At 61.1% G+C, this 20,868-nt stretch carries 22 protein-coding genes; 10 read left to right on the top strand and 12 right to left on the bottom strand.

Going from position 1 to position 20,868, the window contains the following annotated elements; all coding sequences use genetic code 11:
* Nucleotides 1-88 precede the first annotated feature (88 nt).
* Together CKW25_RS09530 and CKW25_RS26995 are read left to right on the top strand one after the other, a co-directional pair.
* A complete protein-coding gene (locus CKW25_RS09530; RefSeq protein WP_095078919.1) occupies nt 89-1,786 on the top strand; it encodes an AMP-binding protein in 1,698 nt (565 codons plus the stop codon).
* Nucleotides 1,787-1,920: 134 nt separating this feature from the next.
* Nucleotides 1,921-2,355, top strand: coding sequence for a hypothetical protein (locus CKW25_RS26995; RefSeq protein ID WP_256577949.1), 435 nt, complete (start codon nt 1,921-1,923; stop codon nt 2,353-2,355).
* 116 nt (nt 2,356-2,471) lie between these two features.
* On the opposite strand, the gene CKW25_RS09540 is transcribed toward CKW25_RS26995, so the two are convergent.
* From CKW25_RS09540 to CKW25_RS09550, 3 genes are all read right to left on the bottom strand, one after another.
* Nucleotides 2,472-3,371, bottom strand: coding sequence for a hydroxymethylglutaryl-CoA lyase (locus CKW25_RS09540; protein WP_095078920.1), 900 nt, complete (start codon nt 3,369-3,371; stop codon nt 2,472-2,474).
* Between the two features lie 87 nt (nt 3,372-3,458).
* Nucleotides 3,459-3,860: a MerR family DNA-binding transcriptional regulator gene (locus CKW25_RS09545; RefSeq protein ID WP_095078921.1), complete on the bottom strand. Its 402-nt coding sequence runs from the start codon at nt 3,858-3,860 to the stop codon at nt 3,459-3,461.
* A gap of 182 nt (nt 3,861-4,042) precedes the next feature.
* Complete coding sequence (locus CKW25_RS09550; protein WP_095078922.1) at nt 4,043-4,972, bottom strand: LysR family transcriptional regulator; 930 nt, start codon at nt 4,970-4,972, stop codon at nt 4,043-4,045.
* A gap of 176 nt (nt 4,973-5,148) precedes the next feature.
* Between CKW25_RS09550 and CKW25_RS09555 the strand changes: the two genes are divergently transcribed.
* A complete protein-coding gene (locus CKW25_RS09555) occupies nt 5,149-6,378 on the top strand; it encodes an acyl-CoA dehydrogenase (protein WP_095078923.1) in 1,230 nt (409 codons plus the stop codon).
* 83 nt (nt 6,379-6,461) lie between these two features.
* On the opposite strand, the gene ftrA is transcribed toward CKW25_RS09555, so the two are convergent.
* The gene (gene ftrA, locus CKW25_RS09560; RefSeq protein ID WP_095078924.1) at nt 6,462-7,439 is read right to left on the bottom strand and encodes a transcriptional regulator FtrA; all 978 of its coding nucleotides are present in this window, start codon (nt 7,437-7,439) and stop codon (nt 6,462-6,464) included.
* A gap of 100 nt (nt 7,440-7,539) precedes the next feature.
* On the opposite strand from ftrA, the gene CKW25_RS09565 reads away from it, so the two are divergent.
* The gene (locus tag CKW25_RS09565; protein WP_095078925.1) at nt 7,540-7,974 is read left to right on the top strand and encodes a rhodanese-like domain-containing protein; all 435 of its coding nucleotides are present in this window, start codon (nt 7,540-7,542) and stop codon (nt 7,972-7,974) included.
* 82 nt (nt 7,975-8,056) lie between these two features.
* Here CKW25_RS09565 and CKW25_RS09570 read toward each other — a convergent pair whose 3' ends face one another.
* Complete coding sequence (locus CKW25_RS09570; protein ID WP_095078955.1) at nt 8,057-8,695, bottom strand: type 1 glutamine amidotransferase; 639 nt, start codon at nt 8,693-8,695, stop codon at nt 8,057-8,059.
* 280 nt (nt 8,696-8,975) lie between these two features.
* Here CKW25_RS09570 and CKW25_RS09575 point away from each other — a divergent pair, with 280 nt between their 5' ends.
* Both CKW25_RS09575 and CKW25_RS09580 read left to right on the top strand, forming a co-directional pair.
* Nucleotides 8,976-9,755: an ABC transporter substrate-binding protein gene (locus tag CKW25_RS09575; RefSeq protein WP_095078926.1), complete on the top strand. Its 780-nt coding sequence runs from the start codon at nt 8,976-8,978 to the stop codon at nt 9,753-9,755.
* A 99-nt stretch (nt 9,756-9,854) separates the two neighbouring features.
* Nucleotides 9,855-10,967 carry a succinylglutamate desuccinylase/aspartoacylase family protein gene (locus CKW25_RS09580; RefSeq protein WP_095078927.1) on the top strand — a complete coding sequence of 371 codons (1,113 nt, stop codon included), beginning with the start codon at nt 9,855-9,857 and terminating at the stop codon, nt 10,965-10,967.
* Between the two features lie 491 nt (nt 10,968-11,458).
* Here the strand turns inward: CKW25_RS09580 and CKW25_RS09585 are convergent, their stop codons facing one another.
* The 3 genes from CKW25_RS09585 to CKW25_RS09595 all read right to left on the bottom strand — a co-directional run bounded on the left by CKW25_RS09585 (nt 11,459) and on the right by CKW25_RS09595 (nt 14,003).
* Nucleotides 11,459-12,055, bottom strand: coding sequence for a hypothetical protein (locus tag CKW25_RS09585; protein WP_095078928.1), 597 nt, complete (start codon nt 12,053-12,055; stop codon nt 11,459-11,461).
* 162 nt (nt 12,056-12,217) lie between these two features.
* Nucleotides 12,218-13,144 carry a DMT family transporter gene (locus tag CKW25_RS09590; RefSeq protein ID WP_095078929.1) on the bottom strand — a complete coding sequence of 309 codons (927 nt, stop codon included), beginning with the start codon at nt 13,142-13,144 and terminating at the stop codon, nt 12,218-12,220.
* A gap of 37 nt (nt 13,145-13,181) precedes the next feature.
* Nucleotides 13,182-14,003, bottom strand: a complete 822-nt coding sequence (locus CKW25_RS09595; protein WP_095078956.1) for a hypothetical protein — start codon at nt 14,001-14,003, stop codon at nt 13,182-13,184.
* A gap of 310 nt (nt 14,004-14,313) precedes the next feature.
* On the opposite strand from CKW25_RS09595, the gene CKW25_RS09600 reads away from it, so the two are divergent.
* Nucleotides 14,314-14,490, top strand: a complete 177-nt coding sequence (locus CKW25_RS09600; RefSeq protein ID WP_095078930.1) for a metallothionein — start codon at nt 14,314-14,316, stop codon at nt 14,488-14,490.
* A gap of 59 nt (nt 14,491-14,549) precedes the next feature.
* Here CKW25_RS09600 and CKW25_RS09605 read toward each other — a convergent pair whose 3' ends face one another.
* On the bottom strand, nt 14,550-14,777 hold the full coding sequence (locus CKW25_RS09605; RefSeq protein WP_095078931.1) for a DUF6555 family protein: 228 nt from the start codon (nt 14,775-14,777) through the stop codon (nt 14,550-14,552).
* A 191-nt stretch (nt 14,778-14,968) separates the two neighbouring features.
* Here CKW25_RS09605 and selD point away from each other — a divergent pair, with 191 nt between their 5' ends.
* Both selD and mnmH read left to right on the top strand, forming a co-directional pair.
* On the top strand, nt 14,969-16,003 hold the full coding sequence (selD, locus tag CKW25_RS09610; RefSeq protein WP_095078932.1) for a selenide, water dikinase SelD: 1,035 nt from the start codon (nt 14,969-14,971) through the stop codon (nt 16,001-16,003).
* Nucleotides 16,003-17,106: a tRNA 2-selenouridine(34) synthase MnmH gene (mnmH, locus tag CKW25_RS09615; RefSeq protein ID WP_095078933.1), complete on the top strand. Its 1,104-nt coding sequence runs from the start codon at nt 16,003-16,005 to the stop codon at nt 17,104-17,106. Before selD ends, mnmH begins: the two co-directional genes overlap by 1 nt.
* Nucleotides 17,107-17,144: 38 nt before the next feature.
* On the opposite strand, the gene CKW25_RS09620 is transcribed toward mnmH, so the two are convergent.
* Together CKW25_RS09620 and CKW25_RS09625 are read right to left on the bottom strand one after the other, a co-directional pair.
* A complete protein-coding gene (locus CKW25_RS09620; protein ID WP_095078934.1) occupies nt 17,145-18,197 on the bottom strand; it encodes a permease in 1,053 nt (350 codons plus the stop codon).
* An 82-nt stretch (nt 18,198-18,279) separates the two neighbouring features.
* Nucleotides 18,280-18,954, bottom strand: coding sequence for a histidine phosphatase family protein (locus CKW25_RS09625; RefSeq protein ID WP_095078935.1), 675 nt, complete (start codon nt 18,952-18,954; stop codon nt 18,280-18,282).
* Nucleotides 18,955-19,290: 336 nt separating this feature from the next.
* Here CKW25_RS09625 and CKW25_RS09630 point away from each other — a divergent pair, with 336 nt between their 5' ends.
* Entirely contained in the window at nt 19,291-19,992 is a 702-nt protein-coding gene (locus CKW25_RS09630) for a glutathione S-transferase family protein (protein ID WP_095078936.1), read from the top strand.
* Nucleotides 19,993-20,050: 58 nt separating this feature from the next.
* Here CKW25_RS09630 and CKW25_RS09635 read toward each other — a convergent pair whose 3' ends face one another.
* Nucleotides 20,051-20,671 (bottom strand): LysE family translocator, encoded by a 621-nt coding sequence (locus CKW25_RS09635; protein ID WP_095078937.1) that lies wholly within the window; start codon nt 20,669-20,671, stop codon nt 20,051-20,053.
* Between the last annotated feature and the right edge of the window lie 197 nt (nt 20,672-20,868).

The raw sequence follows: 20,868 nt of genomic DNA on the forward strand, positions 1-20,868 counted from the left end.
GAAAGACCAGCGTCGCCTTGGGGGTGAGAAAACACGCTCATTCACCGACAGGCTTCGCTCCTACAAAAAAGACAATATAGGGGTCGTCATGGATCAACACAGTGCTCACCCACAGCACAGCTATAGCCGCGGTTCGCAGGACAAAGCCTTGCTGGCAATGACCATTGGCCAGGCGTTCGACAACACGGTCGCCAAGTACCCACGGGGCGAAGCGCTGGTCGTGCGTCATCAGCAATTGCGCTACACCTGGACACAGTTGGCGCATGCCGTCGAGTTGCACGCCAGGGCGATGCTGGCGCTGGGCCTGCAGGCGGGGGACCGCCTGGGCATTTGGGCGCCGAACTGCGCGCAGTGGTGCATCAGCCAATTTGCCAGCGCGAAAATCGGCGTGATTCTGGTCAACATCAACCCGGCCTACCGCAGCTCGGAACTCGAGTATGTGCTCAAGCAGTCCGGCTGTCAGTGGCTGGTGTGCGCCGGTTCGTTCAAGACCTCCGATTACCACGCGATGCTGCAGGGGCTGGCGCCAGAGTTGGCCGAGCACGCCATCGGTCAGTTGCAGTCTGAGCGCCTGCCGGATCTGCGCGGCGTGATCAGCCTCGACCCGCAGCCACCGTCCGGTTTCTTGCCGTGGTCGCAACTGGCGGATCTGGGCGCCGGCGTCCCGGTGGAACAACTCAAGGCGCGGCAGAACAGCCTGCATTTCGACCAGGCGGTGAACATTCAGTACACCTCCGGCACGACCGGGTTCCCCAAGGGCGCGACCCTCAGTCACTACAATATTCTGAACAACGGTTACATGGTCGGTGAAAGCCTGGGGCTGACCGAGCACGACCGCCTGGTGATTCCGGTGCCGTTGTATCACTGCTTCGGCATGGTCATGGGCAACCTGGGTTGCATCACCCATGGCACCACCATGATTTACCCCAATGACGCATTCGATCCATTGCTGACACTCGAGACCGTGGCCCAGGAAAGCGCCACCGGGTTGTACGGCGTGCCCACCATGTTCATCGCCTTGCTCGATCAGCCACGTCGTGCGGAGTTCGACCTGTCGACGCTGCGCACCGGGATCATGGCCGGGGCAACCTGCCCGATCGAAGTGATGCGGCGGGTCATCAGCGAAATGCACATGAGTGAAGTGCAGATTGCCTACGGCATGACTGAAACCAGTCCAGTGTCATTGCAGACGGGTCCTTCAGACGAACTGGAGCTGCGGGTGACCACCGTCGGCCGCACGCAGCCGCAACTGGAAAGCAAAATCATCGATGAGGCCGGCAACCTGGTGCCGCGCGGCACCATCGGGGAACTCTGCACCCGTGGCTACAGCGTGATGCTCGGTTACTGGAACAACCCGCAAGGCACGGCCGATGCCATCGACCAGGCCGGCTGGATGCACACCGGCGACCTGGCGACCATGAACGAAGAGGGTTACGTGTGCATCGCCGGGCGCAACAAGGACATGATCATTCGCGGCGGTGAGAACATTTACCCACGTGAGCTGGAAGAGTTTTTCTTCACGCATCCAGCGGTGGCGGATGTGCAGGTGATCGGCATTCCGTGCGAGAAGTACGGCGAGGAGATTGTGGCCTGGATCAAGCTCCACCCTGGTCATATCGCCAGCGAGCAGGAGTTGCAAGCCTGGTGCAAGGAGCGCATCGCCCACTTCAAGACGCCGCGTTACTTCAAGTTCGTCGATGAATTCCCGATGACCGTGACTGGCAAGATCCAGAAATTCAAGATGCGCGAGGTCAGTATCGAGGAGTTGAAAGCCAGCAAGGGATAACCACATTCTTGTGTAGGAGCGAGCGTGCTCGCGATGGGCGTTAACGATGACGCGTGCTTTCTGGATAAGCGCGGCGCTATTGAGTTCATCGCGAGCAAGCGGAATGCCACCCGACTCACTCCTGCGCGAGGTCGGTGGAAAACCTGAACGCCAGACAGCACAAAGGGGAGCCGAAGCTCCCCTTTAATTTATTGCTGCATGCTCTTTTTTTATTATTAAGGGGCGGTCTGTTGTTGTTTTTGGCAACCGTGGCCCTTTACCGCTGTTTTGTGCGACCCCCATGCGGGGTCAAGAGCAAACGTATTTTTTTGAGCGCTGATCTGCTTTTTCGCCAAGCGATCCAACCAGTTCGGGAGCTACCTGAAGGTAGTTTTATTGTTCTCTGCCCGGTTGCGGGTGACTGCATGCAGCACCCTGAAAGCACACCTTCTCCAAAAAAATCTGTTAGCTGCGTCTCTGCCGTGTTGTTTTTGTTATGTCAGAGTCGTTACGTCTTATTTTTATTAGGTTTGCCGCTTTTTTTGTTCTTGTTATGCCATAGAGATAGCAGAACCCGTGCCAACTTTTAAAAATCATTTAAAATCAATGATTTACAATTTGTCGGGTTCATTCGCTAAATTTTTTTTGGTCAGTTTGTTTCCGTGTTACTCGTTTTGTTGCGGGGCGGTAACACACCCACGACACATTATTGTGCGCTACGGGCCTTGGCCACGCGTGAACCCGTTGGGCGGCCCAGAACGGTGCAAATCTGCTGGCCGGCCAGCAGCAATTGCTCCATGTCGACGCCCGTCTCGATGCCCAGGCCATTGAGCAGGTACAGCACATCTTCCGTGGCGACGTTACCGCTGGCGCCCTTGGCGTAGGGGCAGCCCCCCAGGCCGGCGACGGAGCTGTCAAATACTGCGATCCCTTCCAGCAGGCTGGCGTAGATGTTCGCCATGGCCTGGCCATAGGTGTCGTGGAAGTGCCCGGCGAGCTTGTCCCGTGGCACGTCGGCGGACACCACTTCAAACATCTTGCGGGTGGCGCCAGCGGTACCGGTACCGATGGTGTCGCCCAGGGACACTTCGTAGCAGCCCATGGCATACAACTCGCGGGCGACCATTGCCACCTGCTCCGGCGCGACTTCACCTTCGTACGGGCAGCCGAGTACGCAGGACACGTAACCGCGCACGCTGACGCCATGCTGCCTGGCGGCGTCCATGATCGGCACGAAACGCTCCAGGCTTTCACTGATCGAGCAATTGATGTTGCGCTGCGAGAATGCCTCGGACGCGGCGGCGAACACTGCGACTTCCTTGACCCCGGCCGCCATCGCGTCCTCGAATCCGCGCAGGTTGGGGGCCAGGGCGCCATAGGTCACGCCGGGTTTGCGCTGGATCCGTGCGAACACTTCGGCGGAGCCGGCCATTTGCGGCACCCACTTGGGTGACACGAAACTGCCGACTTCTATATAGCCAAGGCCGGCAGCGCTCAGCGCATCGACCAATTGCACCTTGTCGGCGACGCTGATGGGCTTGGCTTCATTCTGCAGGCCATCGCGCGGGCCGACTTCGATCAGGCGTACATGGGAGGGGAGGGACATGGGCGTTGACCTGTTGTCATTGTCTGAGTGTTCGGAGATCCCTGTGGGAACTGAGCAAGCCCGGCTCCCTATTGGGCGTAGTGTTTCTTACTGGACGGCCTGCTGGTTCTTGATCGTCTGCTCCAGCGCATGGACACAGCGCTCTTCGGCGGTGTCGAGCTCCAGCTTCATCTGTTCGATGTCCAGCAGTTGCTGTTCAAGCTGTTCGCGGCGTTCGCTGATTTTCGCCAGCATGCTGTGCAATTGCTTGGTGTTACCGCTGGTGGGGTCGTAGAGTTCGATCAGTTCGCGGCATTCGGCCAGGGAAAAACCGATGCGCTTGCCCCGCAGGATCAGTTTCAGGCTGACCTTGTCCCGCGGCGAATAGATGCGTTCCTGACCGCGTCGCTCGGGGCTCAGCAAGCCTTGTTCTTCGTAAAAGCGAATGGCGCGGGTGGTGATGTCGAGCTCGCGGGCGAGGTCGGAAATGCTGTAGGTCTGGCTGCTCATGGGCGCGCTCAAGAAAGGGACTTGGGACTAAACTAATGTCAGATTGACGTAAACGTCAAGCTGCGTTTGCGCGGGCCAGTCCGTCCCCGCGGGTATCGCGCTGAACCTGTGGAAGAGGGCCGGCCGGCGTACCGCTCGCCTGCGATGAACGATGACAGGACCTGTCAGGCTGACCCTCGCGATTAGACCTTGTCCAGTTTCTTCTCATTGGCCGTCACCTGCTGGCACAACTCGATCATCTGCTCGCGCATCCAGCGGTTGGCCGGGTCCTGGTCGGTGCTTTCGTGCCAGTAGAGGTGGGTTTCCACCGGTGGCACGTCGTTGACCGGGAGCAGGAAGGACTGCAAGTCATGACGACGGGCGAAGCGTTCCGGTACGGTCATTACCATGTCGGTTTGTTGTAACACTTGGGAGGCCATCAGGTAATGCTGGGAACGCAGGGCAATCTTGCGCTGGATGCCCATTTTGCCCAGGGCCAGGTCAACGTAGCCCAGGCCGCTGCGACGGCTGGAAATATGAATGTGGGTCAGTGACAGGTAATCATCGAGGCTGAATTTCTCTTTCCCCGCCATGGGGTGGCCCTTGCGCATGGCGCAGACGTAACGGTCTTCCATCAGTTTGACATGGCGCACTTGCGGGTCGGTGTTGAGCGGGGCATCGACGGCAAAGTCCAGGCGCCCGGCCGCCAGTTCCTTGGTGGTCTCGCGGCGCTTGGACAGGAAACTCTCGATGATCACGGCCGGTGCCAGGCGGCGCAGGCGCTGGAACAGCGGTGGCAGGATTACCGCTTCCGTGAGGTCGGTCATGCTGATGCGGTACGTCTTGACCGCCTGCAGCGGGTTGAAAATCCGGCTTTCCTGGACCGAGACGCGCAGCAGCGACAGGGCGTTGCGCACCGGGCCGATGATGTTTTGCGCCATGGGCGTGGGCACCATGCCTTGGGCCGTGCGCACGAAAAGCGGGTCGTTGAAGGTCTCGCGCAGGCGGGCCAGAGCGTTTGACACCGCCGGCTGGGTAATGCCGACAATCTGCCCGGCACGGGTCAGGTTGGCTTCGGTATAGATCGCGTCGAAGACGATGAACAGGTTGAGGTCGACCTTGCTTAGATTCATAGCGTTTGGCTCTTGGCTTTTGTTATGGGAGCAGGTGGCTCGATCAGTCGATCATATATCGGTGATGAATGTTAATACACGCCGAGAATAGGTTAGATAAATTATCAACGCTGATCTAGCATCGATTCATGACCTCAACAACGCCTCCACCACCTCGTCAAAAAAGGTAGCTGCCCATGGATTTTGCCTATTCGCCCAAGGTTCAGGAATTGCGTGAACGCGTGACTGCGTTCATGGATGCTTACGTTTATCCAGCCGAAGCGGTGTTTGAACGCCAGGTCGCCGAGGGCGATCGCTGGCAGCCGACCGCGATCATGGAGGAGTTGAAAAACAAGGCCAAGGCCGAAGGCCTGTGGAACCTGTTTTTACCGGAGTCGGAACTCGGCGCCGGCCTGACCAACCTGGAATACGCACCCTTGGCGGAAATCATGGGCCGCTCGTTGCTCGGTCCCGAGCCGTTCAACTGCTCGGCACCGGACACCGGCAACATGGAAGTGCTGGTGCGTTATGCCAACGAAGAGCAAAAGCAGCGCTGGCTCGAGCCGCTGCTGCGCGGCGAGATTCGCTCGGCGTTCGCCATGACCGAGCCGGACGTAGCGTCCTCCGATGCCACCAACATGGCCGCCCGTGCCGAGCGCGATGGCGACGAGTGGGTGATCAACGGCAAGAAATGGTGGACGTCGGGTGCCTGCGACCCGCGCTGCAAGATCCTGATCTTCATGGGCCTGAGCAACCCTGACGCGCCACGGCACCAACAGCATTCGATGATCCTGGTGCCGGTGGACGCCCCCGGGGTGAAAATCCTGCGTCCGTTGCCGGTGTTCGGTTACGACGATGCCCCCCACGGTCACGCTGAAGTGCTGTTCGACAATGTGCGGGTGCCGTACGAGAACGTATTGCTGGGCGAGGGCCGCGGATTCGAAATTGCCCAGGGGCGCCTTGGCCCGGGCCGGATTCACCACTGCATGCGTTCGATCGGCATGGCCGAGCGGGCACTGGAGTTGATGTGCAAGCGCTCGGTCAATCGCACCGCCTTCGGTAAGCCGTTGGCGCGCCTGGGCGGTAACATCGACAAGATCGCCGACTCGCGGATGGAAATCGACATGGCGCGACTGTTGACCCTCAAGGCCGCCTACATGATGGACACCGTGGGCAACAAAGTGGCGAAGAGCGAAATCGCCCAGATCAAGGTGGTTGCGCCGAACGTTGCCTTGAAGGTCATTGACCGGGCGATCCAGATCCATGGGGGCGCGGGTGTTTCCAACGATTTCCCATTGGCCTACATGTACGCCATGCAACGGACCCTGCGCCTGGCCGATGGCCCGGACGAAGTGCACCGTGCCGCGATCGGCAAGTTCGAAATCGGCAAGTACGTGCCCAAGGACATGCTGCGCAGCGGGCAGTAAGCCCCGTCGCGGCAGGTCACCCACAACCACCCGCCTGGCGTGGTCGTGGGTGATTGCCTGTGCGGCTTTTCAATCGAACGCGATCAAATCGACCGCGTGCTCACCTCGCGACCAAACCGCTCCCGATACACCGAGGGCGGCAGTCCCACCACCGTGCGAAACGCCACCCGAAAACTCTCCACGGAACGGTAGCCGCATTGCCGGGCGATCGATTCCGTGTGGTGGGCACTGCTTTCCAGCAGTTCCCGGGCCCGGGCCAGGCGTTGTTGTTGCAACCAGGACTTGGGGGACTCGCCGGTCGCTTCACTGAAGCGTCGTAGAAAAGTGCGCTCGCTCATGGCCGCCTGGCTTGCCAGTTCACGCACACCCAAGGGCTCATGCAGGCGCTCCCGTGCCCAGTGCATGACCCGCGACAGATCGCTGCGGGGCGTACGGCTGACGGGGGCGGGAATGAATTGCGCCTGACCGCCGGTGCGTTGCGGTGACATCACCAGCCGCCGGGCCACCGAATTGGCGACCTGGGTACCGAAGTCCCTGGCCACCAGATGCAGGCAGGCATCAATCCCCGCGGCGCTGCCGGCCGAGGTGATCAATTGGCCGCTGTCCACGTACAAAACGTCGGGGTCCACCAGAATGTTCGGGAAGCGTTCGGCCAATTCCTCGGTATAACGCCAGTGCGTCGTCGCACTGCGCCCGTCAAGCAGGCCGGTGGCCGCGAGGACAAACACCCCGGAGCAGATCGACAGCAGCCGTGCGCCTCGGGCATGGGCCTGGCGAAGCGCTTGCAGCAGGGCTTCCGGCACGCGCTCACTGCGGCTTCTCCAGCCGGGGATGATGATGGTCCGGGCCGTTTCCAGCCGCTCCATGCCGCCATCGGCCAGCACCTGAATGCCACCGGCGGCGCGCATCGGTCCCGGGTCAACGCCCACGATGCAGTGCTCGTACCAGGGGAAATCGAACTCCGGCCGCGCCAGGCCGAAGACCTCCACGGCGATTCCGAATTCGAAGGTGCAGAGCCCGTCGTAGGCCAGAATCGCGACTGATCCGGGGTCGTTGTGCATTTGGCGGAAAGTTCCCAGTGAGTGTCGTGTGCGCCACTTTAGCGCCAGCGACGATCTGGATACAGTCCTCCCACACCCATATCCGCTTCGGAGAACACCCATGACCAGTCTGGTATGCGCTATTCCTGCCGCTTCTTCAGCCATTGCCTTGATGCATTTCAGCAATCGCCTGACCTTTGAAACCGACTGCTCCGACGTGTTTGCCAGCCAGCAGGCCGATGAAGTGGACTTCGTCCTGCTGGATGTACGCGGCCCGCAGGCCTATGAGCGCGGTCATGTGCCGGGAGCTCTCAATATTCCGGGGCGCTTGATCACGGCGGACGTTCTGGCGGCGTACCCGAAAAGCACGCTGTTCGTGGTGTATTGCGCAGGCCCCCATTGCAATGGCGCCAACAAGGCCGCGGTGAAACTCGCGGCGCTGGAGTATCCGGTCAAGGAAATGATCGGCGGGGTGACGGGGTGGCTGGATGAAGGCTTTGAGTTGAGCCGGGGGATCGAACGGCCGGTCAGTGCCGCGATCGGTTGTGAGTGCTGATTACCGCTGGGTGTTGAGTGAGTGCTGGTTGCGACTGCTAGGTGCTTGAGCGGGCGCAAGCGTTCTCGTCACGGGGAATCGGTCAAGCCGTGGTCGCCGCGTGCCACTGATCCAGCGTCACGTGCAGCCAGTCGGACACCTGGCGGTAGGCCGCGTTGTCGTCCTGGTCCCGGGGCAGCGGTGAGTCGTCCGCGAAATGGGTATTGAGCAAAGCGACGGACTCGGCGTTCCATTCCGGATGAAACTGCACGCCCACACGGGTCGGGCCGACAGCGTACATTTGCTGCGCGCATCGGGCGCTGCTGGCCAGCAAGTGGGCGTTGGGCGGCAGATCGATAGCATCCTCATGCCATTCCAGGACCGTCAGGGGTTGCCCATTGGCGAGCGTGATGCGGGTCCAGCCGGTTTCCGGTTCCGCCATTCGCCGCACGCTGCCACCCAGGCTCAGGGCCAGCAATTGCGCACCCAGGCAAATGGCGAATACCGGTGCTCCGGCCTGAAGACTGGCCGCCAGCCATTGGCGCTCTGCGGCCAGCCACTCGGGGCCGGCATTGGATTCGTACGGCCCGCCCAGGATGATCACCGGCGCTGCACTCTCCGACGGTAGTTGACCGAGGTCGGCACGAAACATCTTGAGGGTCAGCCCTCGTGATTCGGCCCAGTCGTCAATCGCGCCCGGGCCTTCGGCGGGGTGGTGCTGGATCAGGTTCAGCGAGGTCAAGTGCTCGGGCATGATGCGGCGCTCGGTTGACGGGGGGAATGTTCTGTCGGCAGGGGCGTCATCTTGACCGAAAGCGTGGCGTTTCTGTAGGGCATTGCAGCGTGCAGGTGCAGTGGACTACGGCTTGTCATACCAGCTGCTTGTTTTTATAACAATTTGTCGCATCAGCATAATTGGCTTGCCGGGCGCAGCTCTAGACTGCCGGCCACTTCGATAAATACTAGCCAGAAGCTATCCGTCGAATGCTGCCAATAAGAGTCTCCGCACACAGGAGTTATAAATGAAAAAGCGAGTGATGTTCGGTGCCTTGGCACTGTCGATGTTGTCCCTGACCGCCGTGGCCGACGATGCCAAGCCGATCCGTCTGGGGATCGAAGCCGGTTACCCGCCGTTCTCGTTCAAGACGCCTGAGGGCAAACTCAGCGGTTTTGACGTGGACATCGGCGATGCACTATGTGAGCAGATGAAAGTCAAATGTACCTGGGTCGAGCAAGAGTTCGATGGCCTGATCCCGGCGCTGAAGGTCAAGAAAATCGACGCGATCCTGTCGTCCATGACCATCACCGACGACCGCAAGAAGAACGTCGATTTCACTATCAAGTACTACCACACCCCGGCCCGCTTCGTGATGAAGGAAGGTACCGCGGTCAAAGACCCGCTGACCGAACTCAAGGGCAAGAAAGTCGGTGTGCTGCGCGCCAGTACCCATGACCGCTTCGCCACCGAAGTGCTGCAACCGGCCGGTATCGTGCTGGTGCGCTACGGCTCGCAGCAGGAAGCCAACCTGGACATGGTTGCCGGTCGCCTCGACGCGATGCTGGCAGACTCGGTCAACCTGGAAGACGGTTTCCTGAAAACCGACGCCGGCAAGGGCTTCGCCTTCGTAGGCCCGACCTATGAAGACGCCAAGTACTTCGGCGGCGGCGCGGGTATTGCCGTGCGCAAAGGCGATCAGGCGCTGGCCGACAAGTTCAACACCGCCATCACCGAAATCCGCGCCAACGGCAAGTACAAGCAAGTGCAGGACAAGTACTTCAACTTTGACGTGTACGGCGAGTAATTTCTCCGTTCAAAAAGGTGGCTACCGTTGACGCGGTGGCCACTTTTTTTATGCCCACTTGAATGACCCTGTCCGACCTGTATTCCCTGGGAGCCCACCATGCAACGTATTGACCATTCACTGCCCTGGAGCCACCTCGGTACCGAGCGCACCCTGAGCGTGTTTCGTTTTGGCGCAGGCGAGCGCAAGGTCTACATCCAGGCCAGCCTGCACGCTGATGAGCTGCCAGGCATGCGCACGGCCTGGGAGCTGAAACAACGCCTTGGCGAACTCGAAGCCCAGGGCCAGCTCAAGGGCGTGATCGAACTGGTGCCGGTGGCCAACCCGATTGGCCTGGACCAGCACCTGCAAAGCGCTCACATGGGGCGTTTCGAACTGGGCAGCGGCAAGAATTTCAACCGTGCTTTTCATGAGCTCAGCGGCCCGGTCGGTGAACTGATCGGCGCTCAATTGGGTCGCGACGCCGAGGCAAACGTGGCGTTGATCCGGCAGGCCATGGGTCAGGTACTCGACCGCTTGCCAGCGCCGGCTTCACAGCTGGAGGCCATGCACCGGTTGCTGCTGCGTCACGCCTGTGACGCCGACATCACCCTGGATCTGCACTGCGATTTTGAAGCCGCCATTCATCTCTATGCCTTGCCGCAGCACTGGCCGCAATGGCAGTCGCTGGCGGCGCGCTTGAAGGCGGGCGTTGCGTTGCTGTGTGAAGACTCTGGCGGCAGTTCGTTCGATGAGTCCTGTTCGTCGCCCTGGTTGCGGTTGGCCCGGGCGTTTCCTGAGGCGGCCATTCCTCCGGCCAACCTGGCGACGACCCTGGAGTTGGGTTGCATGGGCGATACCCGGGTTGATCAGGCGCAGGCCAATTGCGAGGCGATTCTGGGGTTCCTGGCCGAGCAGGGGTTCATTGCCGGGCAGTGGCCGGCGGCACCGCAAGCCTGCTGTGAGGGGATGCCGTTCGCCGGTACCGAGTATCTGTTTGCGCCCCATCATGGGGTGGTGAGTTTTCTGCGCGAGGCCGGGGAGTGGGTCGAGCGGGGGGATGCGCTGTTCGAGGTGGTTGATCCGTTGAGTGACCGGGTGTCCGTGGTGTGTGCCGGGACCAGCGGGGTGTTGTTTGCGCTGGATCGCGGGCGCTATACGGAGCCGGGGATCTGGCAGGCGAAGGTGGCGGGGCGGGAGGTGATTCGGGTGGGCACGTTGACCAATGATTGAGTCTGGTTTTGTTTGCGGGGGGATGCTGTAGGTGCTGGGTTGACTGACTGCTGGCCTGGTTTTTTGCGGGTGTACATATCCGTTGTTGTGGTCACGGCGACTTATGGTTTCGCCTGACGGCGACTCACTTTTTTTACAAGCGCCTAAAAAAAGTAAGCAAAAAAACGCTCGCCCCGAGCGTCCGGCCCCTCGCCGAGGCTCGGGGTTCCCTCGCTTCGGCATTCCTCAGGGGGCATCGCCCTCCGGTCGGCTTCGCTCGCCCTCCATGCGATGTCCTCGACTGCGTCGAGGGGCGCTGTGCGCCATTCCCCTGATGAACGCCTGCGCTCGGCCTGCCGATGGGGCGGGTGGATCAAGATCAAAAGCCAGAGCCAGAGCCAGATCAAGAGCGGCGGACGAGCAGGCGAGCTGGTGCTCGGCCTGTTGTTTCGTGGTTGCCCAGGATATGAGCGTCTGTCTGGTTGCTGTGGATCAAGTGGCGGCTTGCCGGCTTATTTTTCGCCGAGGATTTCTTTGATCAGTGCCGCGTGGCCGGTTTTGTCGTCGGCGCGGGAGATGATCTGGATCAGCACCATGTGTGTGCCAGAGCCGGCCAGCAGGCTGGTGTTGAGGGTCGGGCCGCCGCCCTGGGTGGCGGTAAAGTCGATCTGGCGCAGGCCTAGGCCTTTGAGGGTCAGGCTCTTTTCACTTTGCTTGTTGAAATCGGGCAAGGCTTCGCGTTGTTGGCTGGCGAAGCCGGATATCGACTCGTCGAGGAATACGCTGTCGTTGTCCTTGATGCTCAGCCCGCCCGGCAGGGTGTTCTCGGCGACGATCAGCACGGTTTTGCTGTGTGGGTTGGTGTACATGGTGCCCGTTGCGCCGGAAGTGCCTTGGGCCACGTCGCCACCGGGCAACGGGTCGGCGATGAACCCTTTGGGCAGGGTAAAGGCGAACTTTCCGCCCAGGGCCGAGACCATTTGCTCAGGGGCGGTTTTGGCCGCAGGTTTGCTGGCGGCGAATGTGTGGGTGGCGCCAAAGGCCGTCACCGCCGTCAGGAACAGGACAGCGGCTTTCTTGCGGAACGTGAGTTTCTTGAGCAGCGACATGCAGGGTCTCCGGGGTAATCGCGCGACGGCGGCGATCATCCCACGGGCAGCCCTTTTCACTCCAGTGCCAGCGTGAGTGATGACCTCGCCAGCGACCCGAGGGCATGTGGCCAGGGGGCTGGCGTTGTCCTGCCGGATCATTCTGCGGGTGCGGCGCCGGGATCAGTCCGGCTGGGCCTCGCCTGCGGCTTTCGGTGCGCTGGCGCGCGAGGTCGCGATGACGGCACCGACGATGATCAACAGCGCCGAGCCGATCAACAGCGGATTGACCGGGCTGCGCCCCATGAGGATCAACAGCAGGGTCGACATCAGCGGCGCGAGGTACGAGAGCGCGCCCAACATTGCCAGGTTGCCGTGTTTGGTGGCGTGGTCCCAGGCGAAGAAGGCCAGCCCAACAGGGCCGAGGCCGAGCGCAATGATTGCCGCCCATTGGCTGGCGTCGGGCCAGACGCCGGTTTCCAGCAGCAGGTGGCAAATCAGCCCGGCCACCGCCACCAACCCGCACATGCCACCCATGATGCTGCTGGACACATCGTTGAAGCGCCGATTGATCACCGAGTAACTCGACCACACCAACGCACAGCCAAGCGCCGCCAGATAACCGGCAATGGGCATGGCCGCGACGTCATCCTGGGGCCGTTGCAGCAGGATCAGCGCCGTGCCGGAAAGCCCCAGTAGGGCACCGAGCAGTTGCCGCGCGTGCAGGCGCTCCGCGGTACCCAGTACCGAGAGCAGTACAATCAGCAGCGGCCAGAGGTAGGCGATCAAGCTGGCCTCAGCCGCGGGCGCGGCTTTGAGGGCGAAGAAGTACAAGGCATGGTAGACAAAGATCCCGAGAAAGCCGGTCAGCCAGACGGGCCACGGCTGGCGCCAGCTCTGGAAGCCGACCCGGCCCCGTCGCCCGAGAATGATCAGGCTGGCGACGAAGGCGATGCCGAAGCTCATGGCCAGCAACTGGAACGGCGGGATGCCCTCGGTGAGGGTGGTCAGCAGGGCCAGGCAGGACCAAAGAAAGATGGCGATCATCCCGATGGCAGTGGCCGAGGTGGCTTTTTTGCCCGGGGCAAGCACTTCAAGCGTGGCGGTCATCTACGTTCCTTCGTAAACAGGGGTGTGGCGGCTGGAGTCAGGGTTGTTGCGTGCGGTCGGCACCGCCCACGAGCTTAGCCGCAACCGGTTCGATCGTCGTGGCGAGGGGCCTTGGCGCCGCTTTGCGCTTGGTCACCAGCAACATGCCCAGTGACACCGCCACACCCAGGGCAAATGCGCTCCACCCCCAATGGGGCAACGCCAAGGCCAGTGTCAGGCAGAAGGCGGCGAATGAGTACATGCCAGTGGCGGTGGCGCGCAACAAGGCGGCAGTGAACGCCGGCCCGCGGGTTTGCTGGGAGAATACCGCCATGACGCTACCCAGTACCGGGAACACCGCCAACAGGCCGCTCCAGCGCTCACCCACGGTACTGGCCAGCAGGGTCACCACGAGGGTCAACGCGGCGCCGGCCAACATGCGCAGCAGGAGCTTGTCGGACTTTGGTGCCGGGCCGGACACCAGTGGCTGTACCGCCGGAAACAGGTAAGGCGCGGCCAGCAGCGCGGTGGCTGCGGCGATGCTGGAAAACACCAGGGAGGTGGGGATCAGCGACAACACCAGCGCCACCGACGTCCAGCTCAGCAGTCCGATCAACAGCGCCGCCGGCCAGTTGAACCGTTGTGCGGCCTGGGCGTACACCACGCAGAAGGTGATCATTGCAAACATGGCGGACAGGGCCGCTGTTGCCGATTGGGCGGCAAAGGCCGGGCCTTGCTCGACCGCCAGGAAAAACAGAATCGGCCCGACCACCACCGGCAATCCTGACAACCAACCGGCGATGCTCGGGCCCCAGCGTTTGCCGGCCAGGGAGATCAACAACAGAAAACCGGGGATCACCAACAGTTTCAAAAGCAGCACGGACAGATCCTTGTACGAGGGCAGTGGCCACAGCATACAAGGCTTCGCCCTGCCGCCTGAAACCTTCAGGCATGTCGCTTGCGGGGGGCTTATGAGATTCAGTCTGCCGGGGACTGCTACCGCGTCATTTTGCCTGATGCCAGTGGTCGTTTAAGCAGGGGCCGGCTGAGTGTGTGGTATCGACTAACCTGAACGATGAGCGAAGGCCGCCAATCGTCTCTGTGGATCGGTTTCAAGGGGCGCGGTCATTGCTTGAGGTGTGGCGCTGGTGCCACACCCGCACGGCCACCCGTATGGAGGAATCAGATCGATGAAAGCCAAGCAAGGAGACACCTGCGCCTGCCCCAACTGCACCTGCAAACTGGGTGAGCACTCCGTCGTCCGTCATGGCAAGCATTACTGCTGCGAAGGTTGCGCCAAGCATCACGAACACGGCGAAGCCTGCGTCATGGCAGGTTGTCAGTGTGCGAAGGGCACCCACGGTTGAAGGCACGCCATTGAGCGTGGGGTCGATGGGCTTCACGTTCGATGGTGGCATCGCTTGAGTCAACGGGTCGGGCGCCAGGTGACGTTCTCGATACCGAATTTCTGCGCTTGCGGCATGCTGGTCTTTTTGACCTTCTCGCGGACAAAGCGCCCAATCCGCCCGACACCCGCATCACAACTGGCCCAGTGCCAGGCTTCAGCGTTGTCCATCTTCTCGTGACGGATGATGAACGACTTGGGCGCGCCGTGAAGGGTGTATTCAATGACGAACAATTTTGCGTTGATCATGGTGTCGCTATTTCTCCCTGTCGTAGTTGAGTGATCGTCCGCGGCCGGAAAAATTCACTCCGGTTGCCGAACGGTGTGAGCCGGTGGCATGGGGAGCGAGCGTTCGGCGGTCACGCCGATTGGACGCCAGGTGAGGGTGCGGGCAGCGCGCTCTGCTAGAATCGCTGATCTTCAATTGCAGAGGTGCCCCCATGAGCGAGCCGATTCGCCTGACCCAGTACAGCCACGGCGCAGGTTGTGGCTGCAAGATTTCGCCCCAGGTGCTGGAGGTGATTCTGGCCGGCAGCGGGGCACAGAACCTCGATCCGAAACTCTGGGTGGGCAATGCCTCGCGCGATGACGCGGCGGTGTACGCCATCGATGATGAGCAGGGTGTGGTTTCGACCACCGACTTCTTCATGCCGATTGTCGATGATCCATTCGATTTTGGCCGCATCGCTGCCACCAATGCCATCAGCGATATCTACGCCATGGGCGGTGACCCGTTGATGGCGATTGCCATCCTTGGCTGGCCAGTCAACGTGCTGGCGCCGGAGATTGCCCGGGAAGTGATTCGCGGAGGCCGTGCGGTGTGTGACGAGGCGGGTATTCCATTGGCGGGCGGTCATTCGATTGACGCACCGGAGCCGATCTTCGGCCTGGCCGTCACCGGGCTGGTGAAAAAACGCCACATGAAGCGCAACGACACCGCCACCGCCGGTTGCCTGCTGTACCTGACCAAACCCTTGGGGATCGGCATCCTCACCACCGCAGAGAAGAAGGGCAAGCTGCGCGACAGTGACGTGGGCCTGGCTCGCGACTGGATGTGCACCTTGAACAAGCCTGGGAGCCGCTTCGGCAAGCTCGACGGCGTGACCGCCATGACCGATGTCACCGGTTTTGGCCTGCTCGGGCATCTGGTGGAAATGGCCGACGGCAGTGCGCTGACTGCTCGGGTCTACTACGACCGCGTGCCGCGCCTGCCGGGTGTCGAGTACTACCTGGACCAAGGGTGTGTGCCGGGTGGCACCCTGCGCAATTTCGACAGTTACGCCAGTAAGCTCGGGCGTGTCCAGGAGTTGCACAAGCGTGTGTTGTGCGACCCGCAGACCAGTGGCGGCTTGCTGGTTGCCGTGACACCGGAGGGCAACGAGCAATTCCTGGCGGTGGCCGCCGAGTTGGGGTTGGACCTGGCACCTATCGGTGAGCTGGTCGAGCGACAGAGCAACGCGGTCGAGGTGATTTGATGCCTGTCGATATCACCGATTACCGCGACATCTTTCTCAACGATCGCCCCATGATGGACACCCGTGCGCCGATCGAATTCACCAAGGGCGCGTTTCCCGGAGTGGTCAATCTGCCGTTGATGACCGACAGCGAACGTCAGCGCATTGGTACCTGTTACAAACAGCAAGGCCAGCAGGCGGCCATTGTCCTGGGGCACCAGTTGGTCTCGGGGGCGATCAAGGCCGAGCGGATCCAGGCCTGGGCCGATTTCGCGCGGGCCCACCCCGAGGGTTATCTGTATTGCTTTCGCGGAGGCCTGCGCTCGCAGATCGTCCAGCAATGGCTCAAGGATGAAGCGGGCATCGAATACCCAAGGGTCGGCGGTGGCTATAAGGCAATGCGTACCTTCCTGCTGGATACGCTCGACCAGGCTGTCGGCCAGTGCGACTTCGTCTTGCTCGGTGGCATGACCGGTACCGGCAAGACCGATGTCCTAACGCGCTTGAACAATGGCCTGGACCTGGAAGGGCATGCCAATCACCGTGGTTCCAGTTTTGGCAAGCGGGCGAGCGGCCAACCCTCCAATATCGACTTCGAGAACCGCCTGGCAGTAGACGTACTGAAAAAGCGCGCCAGGGGCATCGAGCAGTTTGTTCTTGAGGATGAAAGCCGCATGGTGGGCAGTTGCGCCTTGCCGTTGCCGCTGTATCAGGGCATGCAGCGTTTTCCGATGGTCTGGCTGGAAGACAGCGTGCAGGGGCGGGTAGAACGCATCCTGCGTGATTATGTGGTGGACCTGTGCGCCGAATTCGTTGCGGTGCATGGCGATCAGGGCTTTGCGCAGTTTTCCGAGCGCTTGCTGGGTAGCCTGAACAACATCAGCAAACGTCTGGGTGGCGAGCGCCACCAACGGCTGTTGACCTTGATGGAAGCGGCATTGGCCGAACAGGCACGCAGCGGTGCGGTGGACCTGCACTGCGGCTGGATCGAAGGGTTGTTAAGCGAGTACTACGACCCGATGTACGCCTTCCAGCGCGAGAAGAAGGGTGATCGAATCGAGTTCGTGGGCGAGCAGGCCGCGGTGCTTGAATACCTGCGCGAGCGCAGCCGCCGGCAGGCTTGAGAACAAGGCGCTGACCGTTCAGCGCCTTGCCACGTGCCTTACAGTACCAGCGCGCCGATCAGCCCGCACATCACGCCGACCAGCATGGTCAGCAGGGCCACGGTCACCAGCACCCGGGTGTCGAAGTCCTTGCGCAGCATCAGCAGCGACGGCAGGCTGATGCTGGGCAGGGTCATCAGCAATGCAACTGCCGGGCCGGTGCCCATGCCCAGGGCCATCATGGTTTGCACGATCGGGATTTCCGCTGCGGTGGGAATCACGAACAAGGTGCCGACGATGGCCAGCGGTACCAGCCACCACAAGCTGTCTGCCATCGCCCCGTCAACGTGGGGAAACAGCCAGACCCGTGCGGCGCCCAGCACCAGCACTGCCAGGATATAGACCGGAATGGTGCTCCAGAACAATTGCCACAGGGTGCGAATCCAGCGGCCGAGGAAGGGTTGCGAATCCGTGGTGCTGGCGTTTGCCACGGCTTGCAACGCGGCTTCCGGCACTTGCTCGGGTCGCGAAATGCGCTGGGCCACCAGCGAAACCCCCAGCACCAGCACGATACCGGCTACTAGTCGCAGGGCGGTAAAGCCCCAGCCCAGGACAAAGCCCATGAACACCAGGGTTGCCGGGTTCAGCACCGGGTTGCCGATCCAGAACGCCAGCGCGGCACCCACTGAAACGTTTTGCCGACGCATGCCAGCGGCCACCGGGGCGGCGCAGCAACTGCACATCATGCCTGGCAGCGCGAACAGCCCGCCGCGCAGGGTCGAGGCGAAGCCGGCCTTGCCGAACAGACGCAGCAACCAATCCCTGGGGATCAACACCTGCAGCAATGAACCGAGAATGACCGCCAGGACCGCCGCTTTCCAGATCGCCAGGAAATACACCTTGGCATAGGCCAGGGCGGCCGCCAATGGCGAGGTCTGCGCATCATTGAGAATCGAGGCGCCAATGCTGTGGTTGTCGGCGGCGACGAAGGCCTTGAAGTAGTACGGCGACCACTTGACGTAGTAGAGGCCGATGCAGGCCACCAACAGGAACAGGGCGGGCTTCCACCAGAACGACCAGCCCCGTGTAGGGGCTGCTAAGGAATTGGACATGCAGAGGTTCCGGACAATAGGGACAAGGGGCGCATCATACCCCAGCCCGGCTTCCCCGGTAGATGTGACGACCTGTGAGCGGTCAGGTCGGGCAGGCCTCTTCCCCGTTGTCCAGCCCCTGCTTGAGGTGCTGGCTCTGCAAGGTGGCCTTGCCGTTATGCCAGGTCAGGGTCAGTACGTACAGCGAGTCGAAGTCGCCGGATTGCCAGTCATCGGTAATGGACTGTTTGCTCCCTACAGCCTCTTGCGCCACCTTGTTGATCAGTTCCGGCAGGTAGCCGTGAGACCAGGCCGTATAGATAGTGGCGTTGTGGTACTTGTTGTGGAGCAGTTCGTCAGCCAGCTCGCTGGTGTCATTGGCCGAAAACTCGATATTCACCGGCAGCCCCAGTTTGATGGCGCTTGGGCTGATGGTCATCAACGGGCGAATGTAGCTGTAGGAGTTATCGAACTCTCCTTCCTCGACATTGCGGGTCGGATTGGCGGCAAAAACGAAATCGGCCTTGCCGAATTTCTCTGGCAGCAGCTGTGCCAGGTCGATAGCACGGTTTAGGCCCTGGCAGTTCAGTTGGCCGAGGCCTCCCGCAGGTTTTTCCGCGTGACGCAGGAACACCAGGGTCTGGGTGCCGTCAGCCGGCTGCGCACGGCTTTCGCTGGACTCAAGGGCAAGGAACAGGGCACCTGCCACCAGCAAGGCCGGAAAGAGCATCAAGGAGCGGCGCTTCAGGCGATGGGCGAGCTTGAATTTGTTGATCATTGAATAAAAGTTCTTCAGCGCATTTGATTAAGGCTGACAAACCTTTCCATCGCGAGCAGCCTGCCTGGCTACGGATGGTTTTCCGTGTCGTGGAGCAAATCGTCTGGCACTAGGGCTGGCTTCAGAGTCTATTGAGGCCCGTTGGTTCGAATAAAGTTTGCGGGCGGCACTTTATCCGGGGTGCCCTGTGGGGCGTGTACCAGGTTAGCGACATAATGTTTCTGAATTAAGATGCTTCCCCTGCGACGCGCGAGTTTAAGCTAGCTGCGGTAAGGCCCGGCGTACGCCACGATCAAGGCCAGAGCTCAGTCATTTAATTGTCACTGGATGTTCATTATGACCGATTTGTCAGCATTTCCTATTACTGAAAAATGGCCTGCGCAGTTCCCCGAGTGGATCCAGCTCTATTCCTTGCCGACGCCTAACGGGGTCAAGGTCTCGATCATGCTGGAGGAGATCGGCCTGCCCTATGAGCCGCACCGGGTATCGTTCGACACTCAGGACCAGATGTCCCCGGCGTTCCTGTCGTTGAGCCCCAACAACAAGATCCCGGCGATCCTTGACCCGCACGGCCCTGGCGACAAGCCCCTGGCGTTGTTCGAGTCTGGAGCGATCCTGATTTACCTCGCCGACAAGAGCGGGCAGTTGTTGGCTCAGGAGTCGGCCGCCCGCTATGAGACCCTTCAGTGGCTGATGTTCCAGATGGGCGGTATCGGCCCGATGTTTGGCCAACTGGGCTTTTTCAACCGATTCGCCGGCAAGGACTACGAGGACAAGCGCCCCCGCGACCGTTACGTGGCCGAGAGTGCGCGCTTGCTGAAAGTGCTCGACGAACGCCTGCAAGGTCGTGACTGGGTCATGGGCGAGCGCTACACCATCGCCGACATCGCCATTTTCCCATGGGTGCGTAACCTGATCGGTTTCTATGAAGCCGGGCATCTGGTGGAGATCAACAATTTCCCGAATGTATTGCGGGTGCTGGAGCGCTTTCTGGCACGACCGGCGGTCATTCGCGGCCTGGAAATTCCCAAGCCATGAAAGCAACGCCATCGCCGTCGCGGCGGTGGCGTTTTTCAGTATTCGACAGGGGCAGCGTTCAGCGGTTGCTCGCTGCCAGCTTGAGACCAAAGCCGATCAGCGCCAGGCTTGCCACCCGGGTGGCAATCGTGCGGGCCAGGGGCAGGGTCTTCAAGCGAATCGCGGCGGCATTGCCCACCCATACCAGTGCCCCCTGGTAGAGGAAACTGATCAGCGTGATGTGCACCATCATCGCCAACAGCGTGACGCTCGATGAGTCCGGGTGAATAAATAGCGGGAAAAACGCCACGAAGAACAACATGACTTTCGGGTTGGTCAGGCTGATCACCAGTGCATTACGCAGATAGCTGCGCGCCGAGCGTTTCGGTTCCTCGCCGCCAGCATCACGGGCGACCGGGCCGAACAACATGCCAAGGCCCATCCAGCACAGGTAGGCGGCACCGAACCATTGCAGGCCGTGGAACAACATGGGGTTGGCATGCATGACCGCGGCCAGGCCCGCGGCGGCGGCAATCATGTAGGCCGCATCGCCCAGCAGGGTACCGATGACCGCGCCAAAACCCGCGCCGATGCCGTTGCGGGCAGTGGCATTGAGGATGGCAAACGTGCCGGGGCCGGGCATCAGCTGGAAGATCACAATGGCCGCGATGAAGCTGCCGTAGTTCTGGATGTCGAACATGGGGGTACTCCGTATCCTTCGGGGTGTTGGGGTCGGCTTTGAGCCTAGCTCACCGGCAACACGGTGTCTGCTGGCGCGGGGGCAACCCTGTCGGCGAGCGTCAATTGTTGCCAGATCTGTAATAAACTCTTCCAGAATGTGCATTTGTGTCGCAAGGGGCCAGGGGCATAAGCTCCCGGTCTTTGCGACCTTTGTCT

Origin of the sequence: Pseudomonas sp. Irchel s3h17 (assembly GCF_900187505.1) — a bacterium.
GTDB lineage: Bacteria > Pseudomonadota > Gammaproteobacteria > Pseudomonadales > Pseudomonadaceae > Aquipseudomonas.

What these genes read in the sequence shown, in the direction of transcription:
- CKW25_RS09530 (WP_095078919.1), top strand. Translation starts at nt 89, where the DNA reads ATGGATCAACACAGTGCTCACCCACAGCACAGCTATAGCCGCGGTTCG.
- CKW25_RS09540 (WP_095078920.1), bottom strand. Translation starts at nt 3,371, where the DNA reads ATGTCCCTCCCCTCCCATGTACGCCTGATCGAAGTCGGCCCGCGCGAT.
- CKW25_RS09545 (WP_095078921.1), bottom strand. Translation starts at nt 3,860, where the DNA reads ATGAGCAGCCAGACCTACAGCATTTCCGACCTCGCCCGCGAGCTCGAC.
- CKW25_RS09550 (WP_095078922.1), bottom strand. Translation starts at nt 4,972, where the DNA reads ATGAATCTAAGCAAGGTCGACCTCAACCTGTTCATCGTCTTCGACGCG.
- CKW25_RS09555 (WP_095078923.1), top strand. Translation starts at nt 5,149, where the DNA reads ATGGATTTTGCCTATTCGCCCAAGGTTCAGGAATTGCGTGAACGCGTG.
- ftrA (WP_095078924.1), bottom strand. Translation starts at nt 7,439, where the DNA reads ATGCACAACGACCCCGGATCAGTCGCGATTCTGGCCTACGACGGGCTC.
- CKW25_RS09565 (WP_095078925.1), top strand. Translation starts at nt 7,540, where the DNA reads ATGACCAGTCTGGTATGCGCTATTCCTGCCGCTTCTTCAGCCATTGCC.
- CKW25_RS09575 (WP_095078926.1), top strand. Translation starts at nt 8,976, where the DNA reads ATGAAAAAGCGAGTGATGTTCGGTGCCTTGGCACTGTCGATGTTGTCC.
- CKW25_RS09580 (WP_095078927.1), top strand. Translation starts at nt 9,855, where the DNA reads ATGCAACGTATTGACCATTCACTGCCCTGGAGCCACCTCGGTACCGAG.
- CKW25_RS09585 (WP_095078928.1), bottom strand. Translation starts at nt 12,055, where the DNA reads ATGTCGCTGCTCAAGAAACTCACGTTCCGCAAGAAAGCCGCTGTCCTG.
- CKW25_RS09590 (WP_095078929.1), bottom strand. Translation starts at nt 13,144, where the DNA reads ATGACCGCCACGCTTGAAGTGCTTGCCCCGGGCAAAAAAGCCACCTCG.
- CKW25_RS09600 (WP_095078930.1), top strand. Translation starts at nt 14,314, where the DNA reads ATGAAAGCCAAGCAAGGAGACACCTGCGCCTGCCCCAACTGCACCTGC.
- CKW25_RS09605 (WP_095078931.1), bottom strand. Translation starts at nt 14,777, where the DNA reads ATGATCAACGCAAAATTGTTCGTCATTGAATACACCCTTCACGGCGCG.
- selD (WP_095078932.1), top strand. Translation starts at nt 14,969, where the DNA reads ATGAGCGAGCCGATTCGCCTGACCCAGTACAGCCACGGCGCAGGTTGT.
- mnmH (WP_095078933.1), top strand. Translation starts at nt 16,003, where the DNA reads ATGCCTGTCGATATCACCGATTACCGCGACATCTTTCTCAACGATCGC.
- CKW25_RS09620 (WP_095078934.1), bottom strand. Translation starts at nt 18,197, where the DNA reads ATGTCCAATTCCTTAGCAGCCCCTACACGGGGCTGGTCGTTCTGGTGG.
- CKW25_RS09625 (WP_095078935.1), bottom strand. Translation starts at nt 18,954, where the DNA reads ATGATCAACAAATTCAAGCTCGCCCATCGCCTGAAGCGCCGCTCCTTG.
- CKW25_RS09630 (WP_095078936.1), top strand. Translation starts at nt 19,291, where the DNA reads ATGACCGATTTGTCAGCATTTCCTATTACTGAAAAATGGCCTGCGCAG.
- CKW25_RS09635 (WP_095078937.1), bottom strand. Translation starts at nt 20,671, where the DNA reads ATGTTCGACATCCAGAACTACGGCAGCTTCATCGCGGCCATTGTGATC.